Here is a 21,553-nt window from a genome sequence, read left to right on the forward strand (position 1 = left end):
GGAAAATATCGCAAAGCGCATCATACCGTGCGCTTTGTTACATCTGCTTAAGTTGAACTTTATCTGCCCTCGTTCAGGCGCTGGTAACCGGGAATGCTGTTCTTCATGGCATCGAGCGGACTGCCCACGCCCAGGTGCGACAGGCCGTTGAGTTCGAGCTGGAAGAAGATCGGCGTGGACGCCTTGGTCGAGGTGGTCACGAAGCGCTGCGCGCCCATGCGGAACACCCAGCAGTCATGGCTGTACTCGAGGCCGATCAGGCTTTCGAGGATCTTCTTGTCCTGGGCCGAATAGCTGACGCGGCCCACGCCGTACCAGCGCTTGAACAGCGGCCACTGGCTCGACAGCTCGATATTCTTGAAGCTGTTGCGCAGGTAGCGGTAGCCGAGGTTGAGCACTTTCTTTTGCGCCGGCGTCCACTGGAACGTATAGCTTTGCGACGACACCTGGCTCAGGCTCGGATTGTATTGCACCGCGCTGTCGAAGGTCCAGTGCTCGGAAATGCGGCCGCTGGCGGCGAGCAGGATATCGGAGTGGGCATCGACCACCGGCGTGGACGAATCGAGCTGCACGCGCTGGTCTTCGAAGTAGAAGCGCTGGCCGAACGACAGGCGCAGCTGCTCGGCGCCCGAGCTGTCGAGGAAGCGCGACACCAGCGCGGCGGTCAGCTGGTTGGCGTCGCCGATACGGTCGGAGCCGACGAAGCGGTTTTCGCTGAAAATCTGGCTGAAGTTGAACGTGGCCGCGTCGGTGTCGAAGGTGGGGAACCGGGTCTGGTCGCGGTACGGCGTGCGCACGTAGAACAGGCGCGGCTCCAGGGTCTGGGTCATTTCCTTGCCGAGGAACTTGGCGTCGCGCTCGAACACCAGGCCCGAATCGATCGACACCGTGGGAATCGCACGCGACAGGTTTTGCGAACCGCCGCCGGCCTGGTTGTCGAGCTGGTAGCTGGCCGCGTTGAGCATCACTTTGGGGGTGATGAAATAGCTGGGTCCGATGATCGGGTAGCTGATCTGCGGTATGCCCACCAGGCGCGTGCCATTGAGCAGGGTCGGATGGTGGAAGCGCGTGAGTTCGCTGTCGAAGGCCCAGTCGAAGCCGCCCATCACGTCGTACTGCGCGGCGTGGAAGTTGATCGCCGGCAGGCGGTCGTACGGCCGCGAGACGAACAGCGACGGATCGATGCCCGCTTCCGGATCTTGCAGCACCTGGTACTTCTGCACGCGCGCAGTCAGGGTCCAGAAGTCGCCGTGGTAGTCGGTGCGCAGCTCGCGCAACAGTTGCCGCTCGGTCGAGCTCGATACCGACTTGGAGAAATCGTTGGGATAATTGTTATCCGACGAAGCGCGGACATTCCAGCCATACGACCAGTCTTCCGACAAGGCCTGCTTGTGCACCGACTTGATGGTCCAGCGGTCGGTGGAGTCGCCCGGGTCGACCGGCACGTATTTTTTATCGTGCGGCAGGTATTCGAGGTAGGTTTCCCCGGCGTACAGGCCGCCATCGGTTTCGCCCATGTAGCGGCCCTTGGCGCCCATTTGCAGGCCGCGGCGCAGGATCACTTTCGGGTACAGGGTCAGGTCGCGGTTCGGTGCGATATTGACATAGTACGGCACCAGCAACTCGGCCTCACCCTTGGAGCCGAAGCCCGGCGTGGGCGACAGCCAGCCCGAACGGCGCGCGCCCGACAGCGAGAACGACAGTGCCGGCGTGCCCAGGATCGGTATGTCCTTGAAGTAAATCACGGTATGGCCGGCGGTGCCGACGTCGCGCCCGTTGTCCAGGTTGAGCGTGCTCGAACGCAAATACCAGTCGGGATCGTCCCCCTGGCAGGTGCTGTAGGTGCCGTTGACAACTTGTGCTTCGTCGGCGTTGATGAAGTTGATGCGCTCGGCCTTGCCCTGCGCATTGTTGGCCTCCATCTTGTAGGTCGGGTTGAGCATATAGCCCTTGCCGCTGTCCATGTTCAGCTTGAGCTGGTCGCCGGTGAAATAGTCGCCGAAACGCCAGATCTTGACGTTGCCATCGGCTTCCACTTCATTCTCCACCTGGCGGAAGCAGGCCGAGTCCGATTGCACCTTGGTCTGGTCCTTGACGATTTCGGCGTCGCGCACGAGGTTCAGTTCACGCTCAGGGCGGCCATTGATTTCCTCGGCCTTGACGATGGTGGGGGCGTTGACATCCTCCACCCGCGGCACGCGCTGCTTGCCCGGCACGGCAGGCTGAACCTGGGCTTGAGCCTGGGCGTAAGTAGGCACTGCGGAAACAGTGACGATGGCAGTCAGGGCAGAGGCCCAGCGGTGCGAGGGTGTGGGGGGCAGAAGCCAGCGCATGCAACTCATGAAAAGAAGGGTGGAAACACCGGGCGATTTGAAATTAATCCCTTATTATATGGGAATCTATCCTCAACGCCGGTTTCAACCGCTCGCTTCATGTCTTTATTACAGAATTTAACTCCCGACCTTCGTCTCGAGGCACTTACCGCCTGGCTGGCCACCCTCAACGTCGTCGATGCCGCCTCCGCGCGCCCGGCATCAAGCGATGCCAGCTTCCGCCGTTATTTCCGTGTCAACGTTTTACCCGAGCACCAGGCCAGCCTGGGCGCCACCCTGATCGTGATGGACGCCCCGCCCGAGCGCGAAAACGTGCTGGGCTTCGTTAAAGTTGACGAAATGCTCACCCATGCCGGCGTCTCCGTGCCGCGCATCGTCGCCACCGACTACGAACGCGGCTTCATGCTGATGTCCGACCTCGGCAACACCACGTACCTGCAGGTGCTCGACCACGACAACGCCTCGGCCATGTACGCCGATGCACTCGAAGCGCTGGTCAAGTTCCAGCTCACCAGCGAGCCGGACGTGCTGCCCGAGTACGACCGCGCCTTCATGGAGCGCGAGCTGGGCATCTTCACCGAGTGGTACCTGGGCCGCCACCTGAAGGCCACGCTCAACGACAAGCAGCAGGCCGAACTGAAGTCCGTGTTCGACGCCATCCTGGCCAACGTCACGGCTCAGCAGCAGGTGTATGTGCACCGCGATTTCCATTCGCGCAACCTGATGCAGATCGACGCCGGCAACCCCGGCGTGCTGGACTTCCAGGATGCGCTGTACGGCCCGATCACCTACGATGTCGTCTCGCTGCTGCGCGACGCCTACGTGCAGTGGGACGAAGAGCTGGTGCTGGACTGGGCCATCCGCTACTGGCAGCACGCCAAGTCGGCCGGTCTGCCGGTCAACAAGGACATCGACAGCTTCTACCAGGACTTCGAGTACATGGGCCTGCAGCGTCACCTGAAGATCCTCGGCATCTTCTGCCGCCTGCACTACCGCGACGGCAAGGACCAGTACCTGGCCGACCTGCCCACCGTGATGGACTACGTGCGCAAGACCGCCGGCCGCTACCGCGACCTGAAACCGCTGGTGCGCCTGCTCGACCTGCTGGAAGACGTGCAGCCGCAAGTCGGCTACACTTTCTGAGGCCGGGCTGATGAAAGCCATGATCTTTGCCGCCGGACGCGGCGAGCGCATGCGTCCGTTGACGGACACCTGCCCCAAGCCGCTGCTCAAGGTGCGCGGCCGCCCGCTGATCGTCTGGCACATCCTCGCTCTGGTGCGCGCCGGCATCACGGAAATCGTGATCAACCACGCTCACCTGGGCGACCAGATCGAGCAAACGCTGGGCGACGGCAGCAGGTACGGCGCAAAACTGCTGTACTCGCGCGAAGAGACCGCGCTGGAGACGGCCGGCGGCATCGCCAACGCCCGCCACCTGCTCGGCGATGCACCGTTCGTGGCGATTTCGGGCGACATCTATTGTCCGCACTTCGACTTCGAACAGGTCAAGGACGTGCTGCACGACGAGGACATGTGGGGCAACCCCTATCCGGCCGACCAGCGCGACATCTGCTGGTTGTACCTGGTGCCGAACCCCGACTTCCACCCGGAAGGCGACTTCGGCCTGTCGATGTACACGCTCAATAACGACGGCGCGCCGAAATTCACCTTCGGCAATATCGGCGTGTACCGGCCCGAGATGTTCGACACCATCACGCCCGGCACGCGCGCCAAGCTGGGCCCCTTGCTGCGTGAATTCATCGACAAAAAACTCGTCGGCGGCGAGGTGTACGAGGGTGAGTGGCACAACCTGGGCACGGTGCAGCAGCTCGAGTTGCTCAATGCGCCGAGGGCCGCACTTGCCCACCCGTTGGCACCCGGCCCCAAGGCTGCGCAGTGACGATGGTGGCTGCTTGCGCAAACCGGCGGACACGCCTGCTGGCGCAGCTGCCGCCCGGCGCGGTGGCGGTGCTGCACACGGCGCCCGAGGTGGCGCGCAACGGCGACAGCCACTACCCTTATCGCTACGACAGCGCGTTTTACTACCTGACCGGTTTCACCGAGCCGGAAAGCGCGCTGGTGCTGGTTGCCGCGCGCGGTGACAAACCGGCACGCAGCATCCTGTTCTGCCGCGCCAAAAATCCTGACCGTGAAATCTGGGATGGCTTGCGCCATGGGCCGCAGGCTGCGCGTGCCGCCTTTGGCTTCGATGAGGCCTACCCGATCGAAGACCTCGATAGTTCCCTGGTGCGGTTACGCGACCACGCACCGTCCGGGATTGACCTGCTGCCGCTGCTGGCCGAGATGCGCCTGGTGAAGGACGATGTCGAGCAAGCCACCATGCAGCGCGCCGCCACCATCTCGGCGCTGGCCCACGTCCGGGCGATGCAGCACGCGCGCGCCGGCCTGCACGAGTACGAAATCGAGGCGGAACTGCTGTACGAATTCCGCCGCCACGGCGCCCAGGGCCAGGCGTATCCGCCGATTGTGGCTGCGGGCGCCAACGCCTGCGTGCTGCACTACAGCGCCAACAACGCCCTCGCCCGCGACGGCGACCTGGTACTGATCGACGCCGGCTGCGAGCTCGATGGCTACGCCTCCGACATCACCCGCACCTGGCCCGTCAGCGGCCGCTTTACCGCGCCGCAGCGCCAGCTGTACCAACTGGTGCTGGCTGCGCAAGGTGCCGCGCTGGACGCCGTGGTGCCGGGCCGGCCGTATGCCGGCATCCACGCCGCAGCGCTGGACGTGCTGGCGCAGGGCATGCTGGACCTGGGCCTGCTCGATCAAAATACCTGTGGCAGCGCCGCCGACGTCATCGCCGACAAGCGTCACCTGCAGTTCTACATGCACGGCACCGGCCACTGGCTGGGCCTCGATGTGCACGACGTGGGCGCGTATCGTCACACGGGAAACGCGCAGGCCGCCGACCAGCCCCAGCCCTCACGCGCGCTGCAGGCGGGCATGGTGCTGACGGTGGAGCCGGGCATCTACGTACGCCCCGCGCCCGGCGTGCCCGAACAATACTGGAACACCGGCATACGCATCGAAGACGATGTGCTGGTCACCGCCACCGGCCATACGATATTGAGCGCAGCCGCGCCCAAGTCCGTGGCTGACATCGAAAAGCTGATGCAATGACCGACCAAGACACCCCGCCCCCACCAGTTACCCTGTCCTGCGATGTGGCCATCTGCGGCGCCGGCCCGGCCGGCATGGCGCTCGCCGCCCTGCTGGCCAAGCGCGGCATTCCCGCCCACCGCATCGCCCTGATCGATGCCAAGACGCTGGCCCAGTCCAGCGCCGACCCGCGCTCGCTGGCGCTGTCGTGGGGCAGCCGGCAAATCCTCGAAGACATCGGCGCCTGGCCGGTGGCCGGCACGGCGATCAACGAAATTCACGTCTCGCGCCGTGGCCAGTTCGGCCGCAGCATGATCACCAGCGCCGAGCAGGGCGTGCCGGCGCTGGGCTACGTCACGCGCTACGGCGACATCGTCAAGGCGCTCGGCAACGTGGTGAATGCGGCCGGCATTGCCACCCAGCGCCCGGCGCGGGTGGCTGCGCTCGACGAACTCGATAACCAAGTAGTGCTCACCATTACCGACCTGGCCACCGGCGCGGCGCGCGCGCTGCACGCAGGCGTGGTGGTGCAGGCCGAAGGTGGCCTGTTCAACGAACAGCAGGACCGCGCCCGGCGCCGCGACTACGGCCAGACCGCGATCATCGCGCAGGTGCGCAGCAACCGCCCGCAGCCACACCGCGCCTACGAGCGCTTCACCGACGAAGGCCCGCTGGCGCTGCTGCCGCAGGGCGAAGCCCAGCTTGGCGAATACTCGATGGTGTGGTGCGTGCGCCCGGCGCGCGCCGAGCAGTTGCTGGCGCTGGACGATCAGGCATTTTTGGCGCAACTGGGCGAGGCGTTCGGCGACCGCGTAGGCCGGTTTACCTATGCCTCACCGCGCCTCGGTTTCCCGCTGGGCCTGAACGCCGATGCGCGTGCCACCGCGCGCACCGTCGCCATCGGCAACGCCGCGCAGACACTGCACCCGGTGGCTGGCCAGGGCTTGAACCTGGGCCTGCGCGACGTGACGGTGCTGGCGCGCCTGCTGGCACAAGGCGCCACGCCGCAGATGCTGGCGCAATTTACCGCCGCGCGCCAGCAGGACCGCAGCACCACGGTGCGCCTGACCGACACCATGGCCCGCGTGTTCGCCAACAACTCGCCGGCGCAGGCGCTGCTGGGATTGTCGCTGGCGGCGATCGACGTGGTCGGACCGGCGCGCAGCGTGCTGGCCGAGTTGATGATGTACGGCCGGCGCTAGTTATCCCACCGCTTTACTCGACCGCCTTCACCATGTCCTCGATCACCTTCTTGGCGTCGCCAAACACCATCATGGTATTGGCCTGGTAAAACAGCTCATTGTCGAGCCCCGCATATCCGGACGCCATCGACCGCTTGTTGACGATGATGCTCTTGGCTTTATACGCCTCCAAAATCGGCATGCCGGCAATCGGCGACCCCGGATCCTTGGCGGCCGGATTGACCACGTCATTGGCGCCCAGGATCAGCGCCACGTCGGCCTGGCCGAATTCGCCGTTGATGTCCTCCATCTCGAACACCTGGTCGTACGGCACCTCGGCTTCGGCCAGCAGCACGTTCATGTGGCCCGGCATGCGCCCGGCCACCGGGTGGATCGCGTATTTCACCGTCACGCCCTTGTGGGTCAGTTTCTCCACCAGTTCCTTGAGCGAGTGCTGGGCGCGCGCCACGGCCAGGCCGTAGCCGGGCACGATGATCACGCTCTCGGCGTTGGCCATGATGAACGCGGCATCGTCGGCCGAACCGGATTTGACCGGCCGCTGCTCCTTGGCGCCGCCGGCGGTGGCGTCGGCCGGGGCGCCGCCAAAGCCGCCCAGGATCACGTTGAAGAACGAACGGTTCATGGCCTTGCACATGATGTACGACAGGATCGCGCCGGACGATCCGACCAGCGAGCCGGCGATGATCAGCATGGCGTTATTGAGCGAGAAGCCGATGCCGGCCGCCGCCCAGCCGGAGTAGGAGTTCAGCATCGATACCACCACCGGCATGTCGGCGCCGCCGATCGGAATGATGATCAGCACCCCGAGCACAAAGGCGATCGCGGTCATGATCAAAAACGGCGTCCAGGCAGGCGCCACGCCGTCGGCCAGGCAGAACGCCAGCCCCAGGCCCACCATCAAGATCGCCAGCGCCAAGTTGAGCATGTGCTGGCCGGGAAAGCTGACCGGCGCCCCCTGGAACAGCCGGAACTTGTATTTGCCCGACAGCTTGCCGAACGCGATCACCGAGCCCGAGAACGTGATGGCTCCCACGAAGGTACCGATGAACAGCTCGATGCGGTTACCGAACGGCAGCGGCTCGCCGGTGGCGGCAATGCCGAACGCGTGCGGCTCGGACACGGCTGCCACCGCGATGCACACGGCAGCCAGGCCTATCAGCGAGTGCATGGCCGCAACCAGTTCCGGCATCTTGGTCATCTCGACCTTTTTGGCCAGGATGGCGCCAATCGCGCCGCCCACCACCACGCCCACCGCGACCAGCGCCAGTCCCATGCCACCGTTGAGGCCCGCCTGCAACGCCTCCTCGCGCAGCTTGAGGATCAGCGCCACGGTGGTAATGAAGGCGATGGCCATGCCGGCCATGCCGAAGGCGTTACCCGAGCGTGCAGTGGCCGGCGACGACAACCCTTTGAGTGCCTGGATGAAGCACACCGAGGCGACCAGGTACATCATCGTCACCAGGTTCATGGTGATGAAGCTCATGGCTGGTCTCCCTTCTTGGCCTTGGGTTCCTTTTTACGGAACATCTCGAGCATGCGCTGGGTGACCAGGAAACCGCCGAACACGTTGACCGCTGCCAGCGCCACGGCCACCGTGCCGGCGATTTGCCCAACCAGTCCTTCGGTGAGCGCGGCGGCCAGCATGGCGCCGACGATGATGATCGCCGAGACGGCGTTGGTAACGGCCATGAGCGGCGTATGCAGCGCCGGCGTCACGGTCCAGACCACGTGGTAGCCGACATAGATGGCCAGCACGAAGATGATCAGGTTGATGATGGTGTGGCTCACTTCCATGGCGGGTCCCCTCTTATTGTCGTAACAGTTGGCCGTCCGCGCACAGCAGCGTGGCCTTGATGATGTCGTCCTCGCGGTCGATGACCAGTTGCTCGTCCTTGTCGATGATCAGCTTGAGGAAGTCGAGCACATTGCGCGCGTACAGCGCCGAGGCGTCCGCCGCCACCAGCGTGGCGAGGTCGGGCTCGCCGACGATGTGCACGCCGTGCTTGATCACCGTTTTGTTGAGTTCCGACAGCGGGCAGTTGCCGCCTTGCGACACCGCCAGGTCGACGATGACCGAGCCGGGTTTCATCGCCTTGACCGTCTCCTCGGAGATCAGCACCGGCGCCGGGCGGCCGGGAATGAGCGCGGTGGTGATGATGATGTCGGCCAGCTTGGCCCGTTCGTGGACCAGCGCCGACTGGCGCGCCATCCAGTCCGGCGGCATCGGGCGGGCATAACCGCCCACGCCCTTGGCGATTTCGCGCTCCTCGTCGGTGAGGAACGGCACGTCGATGAACTTGGCGCCCAGCGACTCCACCTGCTCCTTGACCGGCGGTCGCACGTCGGACGCCTCGATCACCGCGCCCAGGCGCTTGGCGGTGGCAATCGCCTGCAAACCGGCCACGCCCACGCCCATGATCAGCACGCGCGCCGCCTTGACCGTGCCGGCCGCCGTCATCAGCATCGGCATGAAGCGCTGGTAGGTATTGGCGGCAATCATGACGGCCTTGTAGCCGGCGATATTGGCTTGCGAGGACAGCACGTCCATCGACTGCGCACGGGTGATGCGCGGCACGGCCTCCAGCGCCAGCGCACGCAGGCCGGCGGTGGCCATGGCGACGTTGTTGGCGGAGTCAAAAGGATTGAGCATGCCGATGACGACCGTGCCGGGCTTGATCAGCGCGCGCTCGTCGTCGGACGGCGCGCGTACCTTGAGCACCACGTCGGCACCAAAGGCCTCGGCCGCGTTGCCGATGGTGGCGCCGGCCGCCGCGTAGGCGTCGTCGGTGATCGAGGCGGCCAGTCCGGCGCCGGCCTGCATGATCAATTGATGTTTCGCAGATAACTTCTTGATGGTTTCGGGCGTCGCCGCTACCCGGGTCTCCCCCGGCCTTGTCTCGGCCGGTATGCCTATTCTCATGGTGCCCCCTTGGCGGATGTCGAAAACCTACTGCGCCACCCGCAATGATTAATAAACTGACTACCCAATCTAACATGGTTTTTTGAGCAAAAGTGGCTATCTGGCGTTGTTTATCCCATGAAATGTTGCGTAAGTTCAAAGCAAACGCTGGTTTTAAGCACAGGGGTTTCAAACCAACGCTGCCAGAACAGGCTAAAATGTCGGCTCTTTTCAAGGATGACTCATGCCGCGTATCTGGAAACCCTCTGTGACTGTTGCCGCCATCGTCGAAAAAGACGGCAAGTTCCTGCTGATCGAAGAAGAGACCAGCGACGGCATCCGCATCAACCAGCCTGCCGGCCATCTGGACCCCTACGAATCGCTGGAACAGGCCGTGATCCGCGAGACGCTGGAGGAAACCGCGTACGACTTCACGCCCACCGCGCTGGTGGGCATGTATATGTCGCGCTACACCTCCAACCGCACCGGCGAGGAAGTGACGTACCTGCGCTTTACCTTCTGCGGTGTACCGGGCGTCCAGCACGACCGCCCGCTCGACGAAGGCATCCTGCGCACCATGTGGCTCACGCGCGACGAACTGGCCGCCTGCGCCGACCGTCACCGCAGCCCCACCGTGCTGCAATGCGTGGACGAATACCTGGCCGGCATCCGCGCCCCGCTGGCATTGATACAGACCCACGCTTCGGTCTATAAAGAGGCAATCAGCACTGCAGTCGGTTAAACCAAGGATAGACGCAATGAGCAAGAAAAAAGTCGTGATCGGTATGTCGGGCGGGGTCGATTCCTCGGTCGCGGCGTGGATGCTCAAGGAGCAGGGCTACGACGTGGTGGGCCTGTTCATGAAGAACTGGGAAGACGACGACGATTCCGAATACTGCTCCACGCGCCAGGACTGGATCGACGCGGCCAGCGTGGCCGACGTGATCGGCGTGGACATCGAGGCGGTCAACTTCGCCGCCGAATACAAGGACCGCGTGTTCGCCGACTTCCTGCGCGAATACCAGGCCGGCCGCACGCCCAATCCCGACGTGCTGTGCAACGCCGAGATCAAGTTCAAGGCGTTTCTCGACCACGCCATGCACCTGGGCGCGGACCTGATCGCCACCGGCCACTACGCGCGCGTGCGCCAGAACGGCGAAAAATTCGAACTGCTCAAGGCCGTCGACCACACCAAGGACCAGAGCTACTTCCTGCACCGGCTGAACCAGTCGCAGTTGTCGCGCACCCTGTTCCCGCTCGGCGAAATCCCGAAAACCGAAGTGCGCCAGATCGCCGAAAAACTGGCGCTGCCCAACGCCGCCAAGAAGGATTCGACCGGCATCTGCTTTATCGGCGAACGCCCGTTCCGAGAATTCTTGAACCGCTACCTGTCATACAAGCCGGGCCCGATGAAAACCCCGGACGGCAAGGTCGTGGGCGAGCACGTCGGCCTGTCGTTCTACACGCTGGGCCAGCGCAAGGGCATCGGCGTCGGCGGCATGAAGGCGTACAAGAACCCCGACGGCAGCAGCGACGCCTGGTACGTGGCGCGCAAGGACGTGGCTGAAAACACGCTGTACATCGTGCAGGGCCACGACCATCCGTGGCTGCTGTCGTCCACGCTGCGCGCCGACCAGGCCAGCTGGATCGCCAGCGAAGCGCCCTCCCCGCGCGCGCTGTCGGCCAAGACCCGCTATCGCCAGGCCGACGTGGCGTGCACGTTGGACTACGATGCGGCGCCCGAAGGCGACTCGGACTTTGCGTTGCGCTTCATGGAAGCCCAGTGGGCGGTGACGCCGGGACAGTCGGTCGTGCTCTATGACGGCGACGTGTGCCTGGGCGGCGGCATCATCGACAGCTCCACCACGTCGTAGTTATGGGGCAGCGTCGCTGCCGTCTTCCGGTTTCGGCGCATCGGCTGCCGGCGCGCTGGCAGCCATCGCCGCGCGCTGGCGCTTGACCATCGCGATCACCACGTTGCGTATCGTATTGAGTACCGTGTCGGCTTTGAAAGGCTTGACGATGAAGCCGTTGACGCCCATCGCGTGCGCGGACTGGATGGTGGCCGCGTCGAGCTGGCTGGAGACCATGAAGATCAGCGCCTTGGGCCACTTGCTCTTGATCTCGCGCATGCCGTCGAGGTCGCTTTCAACCTGTTCCAGCGCGATGCACACGATGTGCGGATTGTGCTTGATCATCAGGGCCACGCCGGCCGCACAGGTATGGCCCTGGCCCGCCACGTCGTAACCGCCGTCCAGCAACACCGTATTGAGCAGGCCACGCGCGACCGCGCTCGAATCGATAATTATCGCTTTTAACATCTTAAAACTGCTCCCAGGCCAGCATATTCCAGGTGACGCCTACCTTTACGTCGGTTTTCAGCGCCACCAACTGTCGAGAAAGATACAGCATTTCACGTTCTTTTCGTAAAGTTTCACCCAGAGAATCTTTAAGAATGCCGGCGCCGGCCATGATGGCGTCGAGAGTGCCGTAAGTACGCAACAGCCGGGCTGCAGTTTTCACGCCGACCTTCGACACGCCCGGTATCGAGTCGGTGACATCGCCCATCAGCGCCAGCAGGTCGGGCAGTTGCTCGGGGGGCACGCCCCACTTGCGTTCGACCCAGGCATGGTCGTGCCATTCGCCCTTGAAGTGGTCCCACACGCGGGCGCCGTGGGCGATCAGGCCGTGCAAGTCCTTGTCGGTACTGGCGACGGTGGCGTCGCCGCGGCTGTCCGCCAGCCAGCGCAGCACCACGGTGCCGATCACGTCGTCGGCCTCCACTTCGGGCACGCACACCACGTGCATGCCGATGCCGCGCAGCTTGTCGTAAAACGCCGGCAGCGCAGCGCGCAGCGGCTCGGGCATTGGCGCCCTGCCCTCGCGGTAGCCGCCAAACAGGTCGTGGCGCCAGGTCCGGCCGCCAAAGTCGAATGCAGGCAGCACGTGGGAGGGCTGGTGATCGTTGATCAGGTTACGCAATGAAGAAAAGGCGTGGCGCAGCGCGATCTCGGCCTTCTCGGGGCTGTCGGGTTCGGGGCTGGCTTCATAGACACGGCGCACGATATTGAGGCCGTCGATGGCAAGGAGTCTACCCATGTTAAAAATCGTCCGGGCTACTTGGTCAAGCCGCCATTCTACCCGAGCGGGGTGCGGTGGCGCTTGCTTGAACTCCTCTACATTTGGCGTAAGATCAATGTAATCAATGACCGGAGTTGATCATGAACGCAGCTGACGACAATGCGCCGCTATGGAAGGCCTCCAGCTACGAAACAATGTCGATCGAGGAATTCGACCGGCTTGCCCCGGAGCTTCATCGCCGCGTCATGGAAAACGGCGGCACCTTGCTGATCATCGAGGGACGGCGCGTCCGGATGGAACTCAAATATCACGACCTGGGTCCCGTACAACGGAGCGATGCGCTCAAGGGCTCAGTTGTGTATGAAGGAGATATCGTCTCTCCGATCGAAGCTGATGGCTATGCACCGTTCAAATGATTTTGCTCGATACGCATGCCTTGATCTGGTGGCGCGAGGCCAGTGCCAGGTTATCGCCGCGCGCGCAAGCAGCCATAGCGAATGAGGAAAAGGTTGGCATGATTGCCGTCTCCTCATTTTCATTCTGGGAAATTGCGCTGCTGGTCAAGCGTAACCGCCTGAAATTGTCATGCGCGGCGGCAAAGTGGATCGGCGTGATCGAAGCGCTCGACTGCACTTTTTCCGTCCCGGTCGATACCAACATCGCCGTCGCATCAGTTGAGCTCCCTGCCGGCTTTCATCAGGATCCCGCCGATCGCATCATCGTGGCCACGGCAATCACGATGAATATTCCGCTCGTTACCGTCGATCAAAAAATCCGCGCCTACCCTCACGTGCAAACCATCTGGTAGCGCCACCCAGGTTACTTCAGCAACGCATACTCGCCACCACGCTCGATCGCCCGTTTGTATGCCGGCCGCGCATGGATGCGTTCGAGGAAACTCATCAAGCGGGGGCGGCTGCTGTCGAGGCCGGCTCGGGCGGCGGCCGCTTCCAGGGGGAAGCTCATCTGGATGTCGGTGGCGGTGAATTCGGGGCCGGCGAACCATGGCGACCTGGCCAGCTCGGCTTCGAGGTAGTCGAGGTGGGTGGCGATTTGCGGTTCCAGGTAGCTGCCTTTGACCTTGCGGGCGATGCCGCGCATGATCGGCTTGACGAAAAATGGCGCCGGGCTGGTTTCCACCCGGTCGAACACCAGCTTCATCAACAGCGGCGCCATGGCCGAGCCTTCGGCATAGTGCAGGAAATAGGTCCAGCGGCGGCGGTCTTCGGTGCCGGCCGGCGGGATCAGGCGGCCGTTGCCGTAGGTGTCGATCAGGTATTCGACGATGGCGCCCGATTCGGCCACCACGATGCCGTTATCGACGATCACTGGCGACTTGCCCAGCGGGTGGATGGCGCGCAGCTCTGGCGGCGCCAGCATGGTCTTGGCGTCGCGCTGGTAGCGCACGATCTCGTAATCGAGGCCCAGCTCTTCGAGCAGCCAGAGCACGCGCTGCGAGCGCGAGTTGTTAAGGTGGTGAACGACGATCATCTGGAATCCTGGGAAAGAACGGCGGTGCCGCGATTTCCCAGCTTAGCATTGTTGGCTGCCAGGCGCCGCTACCCGATGGAGGGAATCAGCGCTGCACGTGCAGCGGAATCACCCGCTTGAGCGGTTGCGAGGCATCGGCGCGAGAAGCACCGGCGGCACCGGCGGCACCGGCAGCCGGCGCCTTGGCATCGGTGCCGCACGAACCGCACGAACCGCAGCCGCTGCCGCAGTCCGGCGTGGTCTTGAAAAACCTGGCGGCCTTGTCCTGGTTCACGCCATGGCGCGCCAGCAGGTACACGATCTGGCGGCGCCAGGCGGCCGGCAAATACTTGGTACTGAAGTGCAGCAAGGCTGCAGCCACGATCACTGCCACGATAAGGTTCTGCCACATATCAGCCTCCGATGATTGCCGTCGAAATGCGGAACGTGAGGAATGCCGCCACGTACGCCAGCGCAAACAGATATCCGGCCATGAACCAGGCGGCTTTCACGCTGTTGGTTTCACGGCGCACCGTACTCAGGGTGGCCAGGCACTGCGGCGCAAACACGAACCACGCCAGCAGCGACAAGGCTGTTGGCAGGCCCCAGCTGGCCGCCAGCACGGGTGCCAGCGAATTGGCCAGCTCGTCGCCGGTTTGCGACATCGCATACACGGTGCCCAGTGCGCCAACCGCCACTTCGCGCGCAGCCATGCCCGGCACCAGGGCAATGCAGATCTGCCAGTTGAAGCCGATCGGCGCGAAGATGTATTCGAGCCCGCGGCCGATGATGCCGGCCACGCTGTAGTAGATGGCCGGCTGGGTGGCGCCTTCCGGCGCGTCCGGGAACGAACTCAGTGCCCACAGGATGATGGTGAGACTGAGGATGATGGTACCGACGCGGGTGACGAAAATCTTGGCGCGCTCCCACAGGCCCAGCGCCAGGTTGCGCAGGTGCGGCCAGTGGTAGGCCGGCAGTTCCATCATCAGCGCGTGCTTGCCCTTGCCGCCCATGGTGCGCTTCATTACGTACGCCACCAGCATGGCCGAGACGATGCCGGCCACGTAGAGGATGAACAGGACCAGCCCTTGCAGGTTCATGATGCCGAACACTTCGCGGCTCGGGATGAAGGCGGCAATCACCAGCGCGTACACCGGCAGGCGCGCGGAGCACGTCATCAACGGCGCGATCATGATGGTGACAAAGCGGTCGCGCCGGTTTTGAATGGTGCGCGCGGCCATCACGCCGGGAATCGCACAGGCAAAGCTCGAGAGCAGCGGGATGAAGGCGCGGCCCGACAGGCCCACGCCGCCCATCAGGCGGTCGAGCAGGAAGGCGGCGCGCGGCAGGTAGCCGCAGTCCTCGAGGATCAGGATGAAGAAGAACAGGATCAGGATCTGCGGCAGGAACACCAGCACGCCGCCCACGCCGCCGATGATGCCGTCGACCAGCAGGCTGCGCAGGTGGCCCTCGGGCACGTAGGCGCCCAGCAGGCCGCCCAAGTGCTCGAACGCGCCGGTGATCATGTCCATCGGCGTGGCGGCCCAGCTGAACACGGCCTGGAACACGAAAAACATCAACACGGCCAGGATGATCGGGCCAGCGACCGGGTGCAGCACCACGCTGTCGATTTTCTCCGACGTGGACGATGCCTCGTCGTCGCCGCTGACGGCGGCAGCGATGATGCGGCGCACTTCGCGCTGGGTCTCTTCCACCGACACGGCGTCGATCGCGGACAGTGGCTTGGTGACGACCTGCGGCAGCGGCAGCATGGCGTCGAGCGCGGCGACCAGGGCTTTTTCGCCGCCCGGCTGCACGGCCACGGTTTCCACCACCGGCATGCCCAGTTCCTGCGCCAGGCGCGCGGTGTCGATCACCACGCCGCGCTTCCTGGCCACGTCCACCATGTTCAGCGCCAGCAGCATGGGCAGGCCGAGGCGCTGCACTTCGAGCACCAGGCGCAGGTTCAGGCGCAGGTTGGTGGCATTGACCACGCAGACCAGCACGTCGGGTGCGGCGTCGCTGCGGCGCAGGCCGGCCACCACGTCGCGCGTGATCGCCTCGTCCGGGGTGTGGGCGGTGAGGCTGTAGGCGCCAGGCAGGTCGAGCACGCGAAAGGTGTGGCCGGCCTGCGAGTTGAAGGCGCCTTCCTTGCGTTCGATGGTGACGCCCGCGTAGTTGGCCACTTTCTGGCGCGCGCCGGTCAGGCGGTTGAACAGCGCGGTCTTGCCGCAGTTGGGATTACCCAGCAGGGCCACGACTGGCGGCAAGGAGTTTGCGGGAGAGTTGTGCACCGCTTTTTCTACGACAGCCATTGGTAATTATTCCGGTTGGATCGAAATCAGCGCAGCTTCGAAGCGGCGCAAGGCAAAGGTGGAGTTGCCCACCTTGATGGCCAGCGGTTCACCGCCGGGCATGCCGCGCTTGAGCAGGCGGACTTTTTCGCCGGGCACAAAACCCAGCTCCATCAGCCGGCGCGACAGCGACACGCCGTCTTCGGCAACATCGCCAGGGGCGACCTGGGTGACGATAGCGGAGGCGCCTACAGCGAGCGCATCGAGAGTGAGGAAGGGAACAGCTTGCGTCATGGGATAAATCCAGGCTGGTGAGTCGGCACCTTGTCGGCTGCGCGCAACAAACTTTTAGTGCGGCAAAGAACAGGATACTAGCATTATATTCGTTAATGCGAATGACTACTATTTAGGCTTGCATCTCCAACAGAACTGAGGCAGTATACGGCTAATGATAATGATTCGCATTAAGTTAGTAGCAAGCTTGTTCTCAGCCAACTAACCGTCTGCCGTCATCAACCCGCTTAGTGTCGTAGCCTAGCCAGAAGGTGTGTCAATGATTGTATGTGTCTGCAACAACATATCTGATCGTGAAATCCGTCAAGCCATGGAGTTTGGGATCACGTCGATGGAAGAACTGCGCCGCGATCTGGGCGTGGCCACCTGCTGCGGCCAGTGCTTCAGCTGCGCCGAAGACATCCTGAACGAGCACCTGGCCAGCACGCAGGCTGTCGCCATCGAAGAAACTGTGCTCAAGCGCCCAGTATTTACCAACTGATATGAATACTATGTTCTATGAACGGACCGCGAATGCGATGTCCGTGGATGGCTCCGGGCTGATGTGGCGGGCCAGGCGATTCTGGCGCGTGCGCGGACGCAAGGCAGCCCCACTGGCCGCAATTGTGGCAGTCCATGGAGTGCTGTTCTGGATGATGAGCAACGGTATGCTCAACAAGGTGGCGCAGGCCGTCATGCCCAAGGTGGTCACGGTCAGTTTCGTGGCTTCGCCCGAGCCATTGAAGCCGCCGCCGGAACCGAAGACCGTGCCGTTGGTGGTGCAGGTGCCGAAGTTTATTCCGCCGATGCCGATCCTGCCCACGCCGCAAACGCAGCCGACCATCACGGTCGCGCCGCCGTCGCCGCGCAACGTCGAACCCACGCCCCCCACCGCGCAAGCACCGGTCGCCGCGCCGACGCCAGCGCCGCCAGCACCGGCGCCTGCGGCACCGAAAACCATCAACGGCGCCGACTACATCCGTGCACCGCAACCGGTCTATCCCAACATCGCCCGCCGCATGGGCGAGAGCGGCGTCGTGCTGCTGCGCGTGCTGATCGGCGAAAAAGGCTTGCCCGAGCAGGTCGTGATCCAGAAATCGTCAGGATCGACCAATCTGGACGAAGCCGGCCGCCAGGCCGTTCTGAAGGCGTTGTTCAAGCCGTATGTCGAGGATGGCAAGGCCATCCCCGTGTATGCGCTGGTACCGATCAACTTCCAGCTCGGCTAATTACAAATCCAAACGGCCCTCGATCGAGTCATCGAGGGTCTTGCCGGTAATGGCGCCCACCAGCATTTTCACACCTGCCACCGCACGTCCGTGCTTGGTATCCCAGTAGTAGCCGTAGGTTGGCGCGAACTTGATCAGCGTGATGCGCGGGTCGTCTTCGCCTTCGGTGAACCACGTCTTGAGCGTGAAGTTCCACAATTCCTTTTGCTTGACCGGGTCGCGCAGCACGGTGGCGATGCCTTCGAGGTGCAGGAACTCGTGCGATGCGCCCTGGAAGTACAGCGTGGCCGACGGATCGGCTGCCAGTTCGCGGTTTTTCAGACTGTCGCTGGCGCTGAAGAACCAGACATTGCCCAGGTCATCGACCTGCATTGCGTGCATCGGGCGCGAGTCGCCGGGACCGCCGCTGGCGTCGCTGGTGACGAAGAAGCATTCGGGCGTGCTGTCGACCAGGTCGCGGATTTTCTTGATGGCGTCCTGGCCCATCAGGTCTTCGTGGTTATGTTCTGGCTGGTTGGCGTTGATCGAGTCCATGGCATGCTCCTGTTGGGTGAAAAGTTGGAACACCCATACTAGCGCCGACCGCTGCCACACTAGGTTGGTTGCTTCACACCCGGACAATTGACTTGGTTGCGTTGACTTCAGATGCGCATGCTAATTGTTCTCATTATTTTCACTGGTCTCGTTACGCGCAATTAAATATGTTATTTCGGCTTTTACGCGAAATTAACTACACATAGCATCCGACTTCGTGGCAGAATGCGGGCATCCGTAACTATTTGAGAGAGCTCCATCATGAAGGGCGACGCCGAAGTCATCCGCTTGCTGAACGCACAGCTGACCAACGAACTGACCGCAATCAACCAGTACTTCCTGCACGCGCGCATGTACCGCCACTGGGGCCTGGAAAAAATCGCGAAGAAGGAATACGAAGAATCGATCGGCGAAATGAAGCACGCCGACAAACTGATCGACCGCATCCTGATGCTCGACGGCCTGCCGAACCTGCAAGCGATGCACAAGATCATGATCGGCGAGAACACCGAAGAAATGATCGGCTGCGACCTGAAGCTGGAAAAAGCCGCTCACATCACGGTCAAGGAAGGCATTTCCACCGCCGAGAAAGCCGGCGACTACGTCTCGCGCGACCTGCTGTTGATGATCCTGGAAGACACCGAAGAGCACATCGAGTGGCTGGAAACCCAGCAAGACCTGATCGCCAAGGTCGGCATCCAGAACTACCTGCAAAGCCAGATGCACAGCGAATAAAAAAACTGCCCGAAGCATCGGGCAGTTTCATCAAGCCGCAGCCGGAGCCAGCTCCGCTTGCGGCTTTTTTATTTTCACGAACAGCACCGCCACCGCGCCGCACAGCATCAGCACCCCGGCCAGGCGGATGACGTTTTCCGGATTGCCACCCAACAGGCTGCGGTAGTACAGCGGCAGCGTGAAGATCTGGATAATCATCGGCAGCACGATGAACATATTGAAGATGCCCATGTACACGCCGGTGCGCTCCGGCGGTATGCAGCCGGCCAGCATCACGTAAGGATTGCCCATGATGCTGGCCCACGCCAGGCCGATGCCGATCATCGGCACGAACAGCAGCGCCTCCGAGTGGATCGACGGGATGCTCATCATGGCAAAGCCGGCCAGCGTCAGGCAAATACTGTGCGTGATCTTGGGACCGTAGCGGCGCGTAAAGGGCACCAGCGCCAGCGCGCCGACGAACGCGATGAAGTTGTAGAACGCCCCCACCTGCCCGGACAGCAGGCCGGCATCGCGGAAGCCTTGCGAGGCCTGGTCGGTGGTGCCGTACAAGGTGGTCGACAGCGACAGCATGATGTACTGCCAATAGCAGAACATCGCGTACCACTGGAACAGCTTGACCCAGGCCAGCTGGCGCATGGTGGGTGGCATCTCGCGCACTGCCGTGACGATGTCGCCCAGCGTGTGGCGCCAGCCTGCCGGGCGGGCGCGGATCTCGGCCAGCTCGACCGGCGTCAACGGATGCTCGGGCGTGGTTTTGAGGGTCCACAGCACCGACGTGATCGAGAACACGGCGCCGATCATGAAGGCGGCAATCACGATGTGCGGAATATGGCTGCCGTTGACGGCATCCTTGTTCATGCCCATCCAGACCAGCAGCGACGGCGTCAGGTAGGCGAGCGTTTGTCCCAGTCCCGTAAACGCGCTTTGGGTGAGAAAACCGAGCGAATGCTGCTTGGGCGCCAGCTTGTCGGAGACGAACGCGCGGTACGGCTCCATGGTGACGTTGTTGGCGGCGTCGAGGATCCACAGCAGGCTGGCGGCCATCCACAAGGTGGGGCTGAACGGCATGGCCAAGAGGCCCAGGCTGCACAAAATCGCGCCGATCAGGAAGTACGGCGTACGCCGGCCCCACCGCGTGACGGTGCGGTCGCTCATGGCGCCGATCAGCGGCTGCACCAGCAGGCCGGTCATCGGGCCGGCCAGCCACAGGTAAGGCAGGCTCGCTTCGTCCGCGCCCAGGTACTTGTAGATCGGACTCATGCTGCTTTGCTGCAGGCCAAAGCTGAACTGGATCCCGAAGAACCCGATGTTCATGTTGACGATCTGCCAGAACGACAGGTGCGGCTTCATGCGGCCACTCCTGGCACCTGGGCCAATTCGATGTTTGGCAACACCGCACCGGCATGCCACGCGGCCAGCCACGGTGCATAGAAGCCGATATCGGCTGGCACCGCGCCGGCTACGCCGCAAATGGCGCCGGCAAACGCATTGGCGCGCGCCAGGGTCAACGGCAGCGGCCAGCCCTGCGCCTGGCCATACAGGAACACGGCGGAAAACGCGTCGCCTGCGCCCACGGTATCGACGATGTGCGCCGGTGCGTGGCATTCCTGGTTGATGGTAACGCTGCCGTCGGCCCCGAACACCATGGCGCCGCGCTCGCCGAGCGTGACGATCAGGGTTTGCAGGGTGAAGGTGCGCATCAGCGCCTGGCAGGCGTCGGCCATTGCGCGGCTCTCGACCGACCGGGTGCCGGGCTGGGTGTGGGTGTACCACTTGAACAGGTCTTTCAACTCGTCCTCGTTGACCTTGACGATGTCGGCCAGGTGCAGCGACTCGAAGGCACAGCGCTCGGTGACCTGGCCGTCGCGCACATTGAGGTCCAGGTAGCGCCTGGCCGGTGACGCCTCGAGCATGGCGCGCACGGTGGCGCGCGAGCACTCGTGGCGCTGGGCCATGGTGCCGAAGTACAGCACCGAGGGCGTGGCTGCGGCCAGGGCTGCCAGCGCCGGTGCGGCCTGCACGTAATCGTAGGCCTGGTCGGGCAGTATGACAAAACGATGCTCGACCCCTCGATGGCCGGCGTCATTGCGCTCGACCACCACGCGGCCGGTGGCATCAAGTGCGTCGATCTGCAGGCCGGCCTCGCTCATGCCGAAGCGCGCGAACTCGCGCCGTACCAGCGCGCCGTTCTTGTCTTCGCCGATGCGGGTGACCATCAGGGTGGCCACGCCGAACGCCGCCAGGTTGCGCGCCACGTTGAACGGCGCGCCGCCCACCACCTGCTCGGTGATGAAATCGTCCACCAGCGATTCGCCGAATACGGCGATGGTTTGTTGGTTCATGCTTGTCTCCGCGCCCTTGCAGGCGAGTTTATCCCAAC

The 21,553-nt window shown here is 63.4% G+C and carries 24 protein-coding genes; 11 read left to right on the forward strand and 13 right to left on the reverse strand.

Going from position 1 to position 21,553, the window contains the following annotated elements; genetic code table 11:
* Positions 1–59: 59 nt before the first annotated feature.
* A complete protein-coding gene (locus tag DUPY_RS15065) occupies positions 60–2,333 on the reverse strand; it encodes an LPS-assembly protein LptD (protein ID WP_070249194.1) in 2,274 nt (757 codons plus the stop codon).
* Between the two features lie 99 nt (positions 2,334–2,432).
* Between DUPY_RS15065 and DUPY_RS15070 the strand changes: the two genes are divergently transcribed.
* Genes DUPY_RS15070 through DUPY_RS15085 form a run of 4 tightly spaced genes read left to right on the forward strand, consistent with a single transcriptional unit; the run spans position 2,433 to position 6,655 of the window.
* Positions 2,433–3,476, forward strand: coding sequence for an aminoglycoside phosphotransferase family protein (locus DUPY_RS15070; RefSeq protein ID WP_070249195.1), 1,044 nt, complete (start codon positions 2,433–2,435; stop codon positions 3,474–3,476).
* A gap of 10 nt (positions 3,477–3,486) precedes the next feature.
* Entirely contained in the window at positions 3,487–4,233 is a 747-nt protein-coding gene (gene murU / locus DUPY_RS15075; RefSeq protein WP_070249196.1) for an N-acetylmuramate alpha-1-phosphate uridylyltransferase MurU, read from the forward strand.
* A gap of 2 nt (positions 4,234–4,235) precedes the next feature.
* On the forward strand, positions 4,236–5,474 hold the full coding sequence (locus DUPY_RS15080) for an aminopeptidase P N-terminal domain-containing protein (protein ID WP_070249197.1): 1,239 nt from the start codon (positions 4,236–4,238) through the stop codon (positions 5,472–5,474).
* A complete protein-coding gene (locus DUPY_RS15085) occupies positions 5,471–6,655 on the forward strand; it encodes a UbiH/UbiF/VisC/COQ6 family ubiquinone biosynthesis hydroxylase (RefSeq protein WP_070249198.1) in 1,185 nt (394 codons plus the stop codon). Before DUPY_RS15080 ends, DUPY_RS15085 begins: the two co-directional genes overlap by 4 nt.
* 13 nt (positions 6,656–6,668) lie before the next feature.
* On the opposite strand, the gene DUPY_RS15090 is transcribed toward DUPY_RS15085, so the two are convergent.
* Genes DUPY_RS15090 through DUPY_RS15100 form a run of 3 tightly spaced genes read right to left on the reverse strand, consistent with a single transcriptional unit; the run spans position 6,669 to position 9,575 of the window.
* On the reverse strand, positions 6,669–8,138 hold the full coding sequence (locus DUPY_RS15090) for an NAD(P)(+) transhydrogenase (Re/Si-specific) subunit beta (RefSeq protein ID WP_070249199.1): 1,470 nt from the start codon (positions 8,136–8,138) through the stop codon (positions 6,669–6,671).
* On the reverse strand, positions 8,135–8,449 hold the full coding sequence (locus tag DUPY_RS15095) for an NAD(P) transhydrogenase subunit alpha part 2 (protein ID WP_070249200.1): 315 nt from the start codon (positions 8,447–8,449) through the stop codon (positions 8,135–8,137). The genes DUPY_RS15090 and DUPY_RS15095 overlap by 4 nt, the downstream gene beginning before the upstream one ends.
* 13 nt (positions 8,450–8,462) lie before the next feature.
* Positions 8,463–9,575, reverse strand: coding sequence for a Re/Si-specific NAD(P)(+) transhydrogenase subunit alpha (locus DUPY_RS15100; protein ID WP_070249201.1), 1,113 nt, complete (start codon positions 9,573–9,575; stop codon positions 8,463–8,465).
* Between the two features lie 223 nt (positions 9,576–9,798).
* Here DUPY_RS15100 and DUPY_RS15105 point away from each other — a divergent pair, with 223 nt between their 5' ends.
* Together DUPY_RS15105 and mnmA are read left to right on the forward strand one after the other, a co-directional pair.
* Positions 9,799–10,296 carry an NUDIX hydrolase gene (locus DUPY_RS15105; RefSeq protein ID WP_070249202.1) on the forward strand — a complete coding sequence of 166 codons (498 nt, stop codon included), beginning with the start codon at positions 9,799–9,801 and terminating at the stop codon, positions 10,294–10,296.
* 16 nt (positions 10,297–10,312) lie between these two features.
* Positions 10,313–11,428, forward strand: coding sequence for a tRNA 2-thiouridine(34) synthase MnmA (gene mnmA / locus DUPY_RS15110; protein WP_070249203.1), 1,116 nt, complete (start codon positions 10,313–10,315; stop codon positions 11,426–11,428).
* On the opposite strand, the gene DUPY_RS15115 is transcribed toward mnmA, so the two are convergent.
* Positions 11,429–11,875 carry a response regulator gene (locus tag DUPY_RS15115; protein ID WP_070249204.1) on the reverse strand — a complete coding sequence of 149 codons (447 nt, stop codon included), beginning with the start codon at positions 11,873–11,875 and terminating at the stop codon, positions 11,429–11,431.
* 1 nt (position 11,876) lies between these two features.
* A complete protein-coding gene (locus DUPY_RS15120) occupies positions 11,877–12,653 on the reverse strand; it encodes a 5'-3' exonuclease (RefSeq protein ID WP_070249205.1) in 777 nt (258 codons plus the stop codon).
* A 122-nt stretch (positions 12,654–12,775) separates the two neighbouring features.
* Here DUPY_RS15120 and DUPY_RS15125 point away from each other — a divergent pair, with 122 nt between their 5' ends.
* Together DUPY_RS15125 and DUPY_RS15130 are read left to right on the forward strand one after the other, a co-directional pair.
* The gene (locus DUPY_RS15125) at positions 12,776–13,051 is read left to right on the forward strand and encodes a hypothetical protein (RefSeq protein ID WP_141749550.1); all 276 of its coding nucleotides are present in this window, start codon (positions 12,776–12,778) and stop codon (positions 13,049–13,051) included.
* Positions 13,048–13,443, forward strand: coding sequence for a type II toxin-antitoxin system VapC family toxin (locus tag DUPY_RS15130; protein WP_070249207.1), 396 nt, complete (start codon positions 13,048–13,050; stop codon positions 13,441–13,443). Before DUPY_RS15125 ends, DUPY_RS15130 begins: the two co-directional genes overlap by 4 nt.
* A gap of 11 nt (positions 13,444–13,454) precedes the next feature.
* Here DUPY_RS15130 and DUPY_RS15135 read toward each other — a convergent pair whose 3' ends face one another.
* From DUPY_RS15135 to DUPY_RS15150, 4 genes are all read right to left on the reverse strand, one after another.
* Positions 13,455–14,126, reverse strand: coding sequence for a glutathione S-transferase family protein (locus DUPY_RS15135; protein WP_070249208.1), 672 nt, complete (start codon positions 14,124–14,126; stop codon positions 13,455–13,457).
* 85 nt (positions 14,127–14,211) lie between these two features.
* Positions 14,212–14,517, reverse strand: a complete 306-nt coding sequence (locus tag DUPY_RS15140) for a DUF6587 family protein (protein WP_070249209.1) — start codon at positions 14,515–14,517, stop codon at positions 14,212–14,214.
* A gap of 1 nt (position 14,518) precedes the next feature.
* On the reverse strand, positions 14,519–16,420 hold the full coding sequence (gene feoB / locus DUPY_RS15145) for a ferrous iron transporter B (protein ID WP_070249210.1): 1,902 nt from the start codon (positions 16,418–16,420) through the stop codon (positions 14,519–14,521).
* Positions 16,421–16,426: 6 nt separating this feature from the next.
* A complete protein-coding gene (locus DUPY_RS15150) occupies positions 16,427–16,693 on the reverse strand; it encodes a FeoA family protein (RefSeq protein WP_056138224.1) in 267 nt (88 codons plus the stop codon).
* A 259-nt stretch (positions 16,694–16,952) separates the two neighbouring features.
* Here DUPY_RS15150 and DUPY_RS15155 point away from each other — a divergent pair, with 259 nt between their 5' ends.
* Positions 16,953–17,174 (forward strand): (2Fe-2S)-binding protein, encoded by a 222-nt coding sequence (locus DUPY_RS15155; RefSeq protein WP_070249211.1) that lies wholly within the window; start codon positions 16,953–16,955, stop codon positions 17,172–17,174.
* Positions 17,175–17,325: 151 nt separating this feature from the next.
* A complete protein-coding gene (locus DUPY_RS15160) occupies positions 17,326–17,901 on the forward strand; it encodes an energy transducer TonB (protein ID WP_229255381.1) in 576 nt (191 codons plus the stop codon).
* Here the strand turns inward: DUPY_RS15160 and DUPY_RS15165 are convergent, their stop codons facing one another.
* The gene (locus tag DUPY_RS15165; RefSeq protein ID WP_070249212.1) at positions 17,902–18,435 is read right to left on the reverse strand and encodes a pyridoxamine 5'-phosphate oxidase family protein; all 534 of its coding nucleotides are present in this window, start codon (positions 18,433–18,435) and stop codon (positions 17,902–17,904) included.
* A 261-nt stretch (positions 18,436–18,696) separates the two neighbouring features.
* On the opposite strand from DUPY_RS15165, the gene bfr reads away from it, so the two are divergent.
* Positions 18,697–19,170 carry a bacterioferritin gene (bfr, locus tag DUPY_RS15170; RefSeq protein WP_070249213.1) on the forward strand — a complete coding sequence of 158 codons (474 nt, stop codon included), beginning with the start codon at positions 18,697–18,699 and terminating at the stop codon, positions 19,168–19,170.
* A gap of 30 nt (positions 19,171–19,200) precedes the next feature.
* On the opposite strand, the gene DUPY_RS15175 is transcribed toward bfr, so the two are convergent.
* Positions 19,201–20,523, reverse strand: coding sequence for an MFS transporter (locus tag DUPY_RS15175; RefSeq protein ID WP_070249214.1), 1,323 nt, complete (start codon positions 20,521–20,523; stop codon positions 19,201–19,203).
* The gene (locus DUPY_RS15180) at positions 20,520–21,515 is read right to left on the reverse strand and encodes a PfkB family carbohydrate kinase (protein WP_070249215.1); all 996 of its coding nucleotides are present in this window, start codon (positions 21,513–21,515) and stop codon (positions 20,520–20,522) included. Before DUPY_RS15180 ends, DUPY_RS15175 begins: the two co-directional genes overlap by 4 nt.
* Positions 21,516–21,553 lie beyond the last annotated feature (38 nt).

The organism is Duganella phyllosphaerae (assembly GCF_001758785.1).
Lineage (GTDB): Bacteria > Pseudomonadota > Gammaproteobacteria > Burkholderiales > Burkholderiaceae_D > Rugamonas > Rugamonas phyllosphaerae.

Coding starts and splice junctions, on each gene's coding strand:
- DUPY_RS15065 (WP_070249194.1), bottom strand. CDS start 2,333: ATGCGCTGGCTTCTGCCCCCCACACCCTCGCACCGCTGGGCCTCTGCC.
- DUPY_RS15070 (WP_070249195.1), top strand. CDS start 2,433: ATGTCTTTATTACAGAATTTAACTCCCGACCTTCGTCTCGAGGCACTT.
- murU (WP_070249196.1), top strand. CDS start 3,487: ATGAAAGCCATGATCTTTGCCGCCGGACGCGGCGAGCGCATGCGTCCG.
- DUPY_RS15080 (WP_070249197.1), top strand. CDS start 4,236: ATGGTGGCTGCTTGCGCAAACCGGCGGACACGCCTGCTGGCGCAGCTG.
- DUPY_RS15085 (WP_070249198.1), top strand. CDS start 5,471: ATGACCGACCAAGACACCCCGCCCCCACCAGTTACCCTGTCCTGCGAT.
- DUPY_RS15090 (WP_070249199.1), bottom strand. CDS start 8,138: ATGAGCTTCATCACCATGAACCTGGTGACGATGATGTACCTGGTCGCC.
- DUPY_RS15095 (WP_070249200.1), bottom strand. CDS start 8,449: ATGGAAGTGAGCCACACCATCATCAACCTGATCATCTTCGTGCTGGCC.
- DUPY_RS15100 (WP_070249201.1), bottom strand. CDS start 9,575: ATGAGAATAGGCATACCGGCCGAGACAAGGCCGGGGGAGACCCGGGTA.
- DUPY_RS15105 (WP_070249202.1), top strand. CDS start 9,799: ATGCCGCGTATCTGGAAACCCTCTGTGACTGTTGCCGCCATCGTCGAA.
- mnmA (WP_070249203.1), top strand. CDS start 10,313: ATGAGCAAGAAAAAAGTCGTGATCGGTATGTCGGGCGGGGTCGATTCC.
- DUPY_RS15115 (WP_070249204.1), bottom strand. CDS start 11,875: ATGTTAAAAGCGATAATTATCGATTCGAGCGCGGTCGCGCGTGGCCTG.
- DUPY_RS15120 (WP_070249205.1), bottom strand. CDS start 12,653: ATGGGTAGACTCCTTGCCATCGACGGCCTCAATATCGTGCGCCGTGTC.
- DUPY_RS15125 (WP_141749550.1), top strand. CDS start 12,776: ATGAACGCAGCTGACGACAATGCGCCGCTATGGAAGGCCTCCAGCTAC.
- DUPY_RS15130 (WP_070249207.1), top strand. CDS start 13,048: ATGATTTTGCTCGATACGCATGCCTTGATCTGGTGGCGCGAGGCCAGT.
- DUPY_RS15135 (WP_070249208.1), bottom strand. CDS start 14,126: ATGATCGTCGTTCACCACCTTAACAACTCGCGCTCGCAGCGCGTGCTC.
- DUPY_RS15140 (WP_070249209.1), bottom strand. CDS start 14,517: ATGTGGCAGAACCTTATCGTGGCAGTGATCGTGGCTGCAGCCTTGCTG.
- feoB (WP_070249210.1), bottom strand. CDS start 16,420: ATGGCTGTCGTAGAAAAAGCGGTGCACAACTCTCCCGCAAACTCCTTG.
- DUPY_RS15150 (WP_056138224.1), bottom strand. CDS start 16,693: ATGACGCAAGCTGTTCCCTTCCTCACTCTCGATGCGCTCGCTGTAGGC.
- DUPY_RS15155 (WP_070249211.1), top strand. CDS start 16,953: ATGATTGTATGTGTCTGCAACAACATATCTGATCGTGAAATCCGTCAA.
- DUPY_RS15160 (WP_229255381.1), top strand. CDS start 17,326: ATGATGAGCAACGGTATGCTCAACAAGGTGGCGCAGGCCGTCATGCCC.
- DUPY_RS15165 (WP_070249212.1), bottom strand. CDS start 18,435: ATGGACTCGATCAACGCCAACCAGCCAGAACATAACCACGAAGACCTG.
- bfr (WP_070249213.1), top strand. CDS start 18,697: ATGAAGGGCGACGCCGAAGTCATCCGCTTGCTGAACGCACAGCTGACC.
- DUPY_RS15175 (WP_070249214.1), bottom strand. CDS start 20,523: ATGAAGCCGCACCTGTCGTTCTGGCAGATCGTCAACATGAACATCGGG.
- DUPY_RS15180 (WP_070249215.1), bottom strand. CDS start 21,515: ATGAACCAACAAACCATCGCCGTATTCGGCGAATCGCTGGTGGACGAT.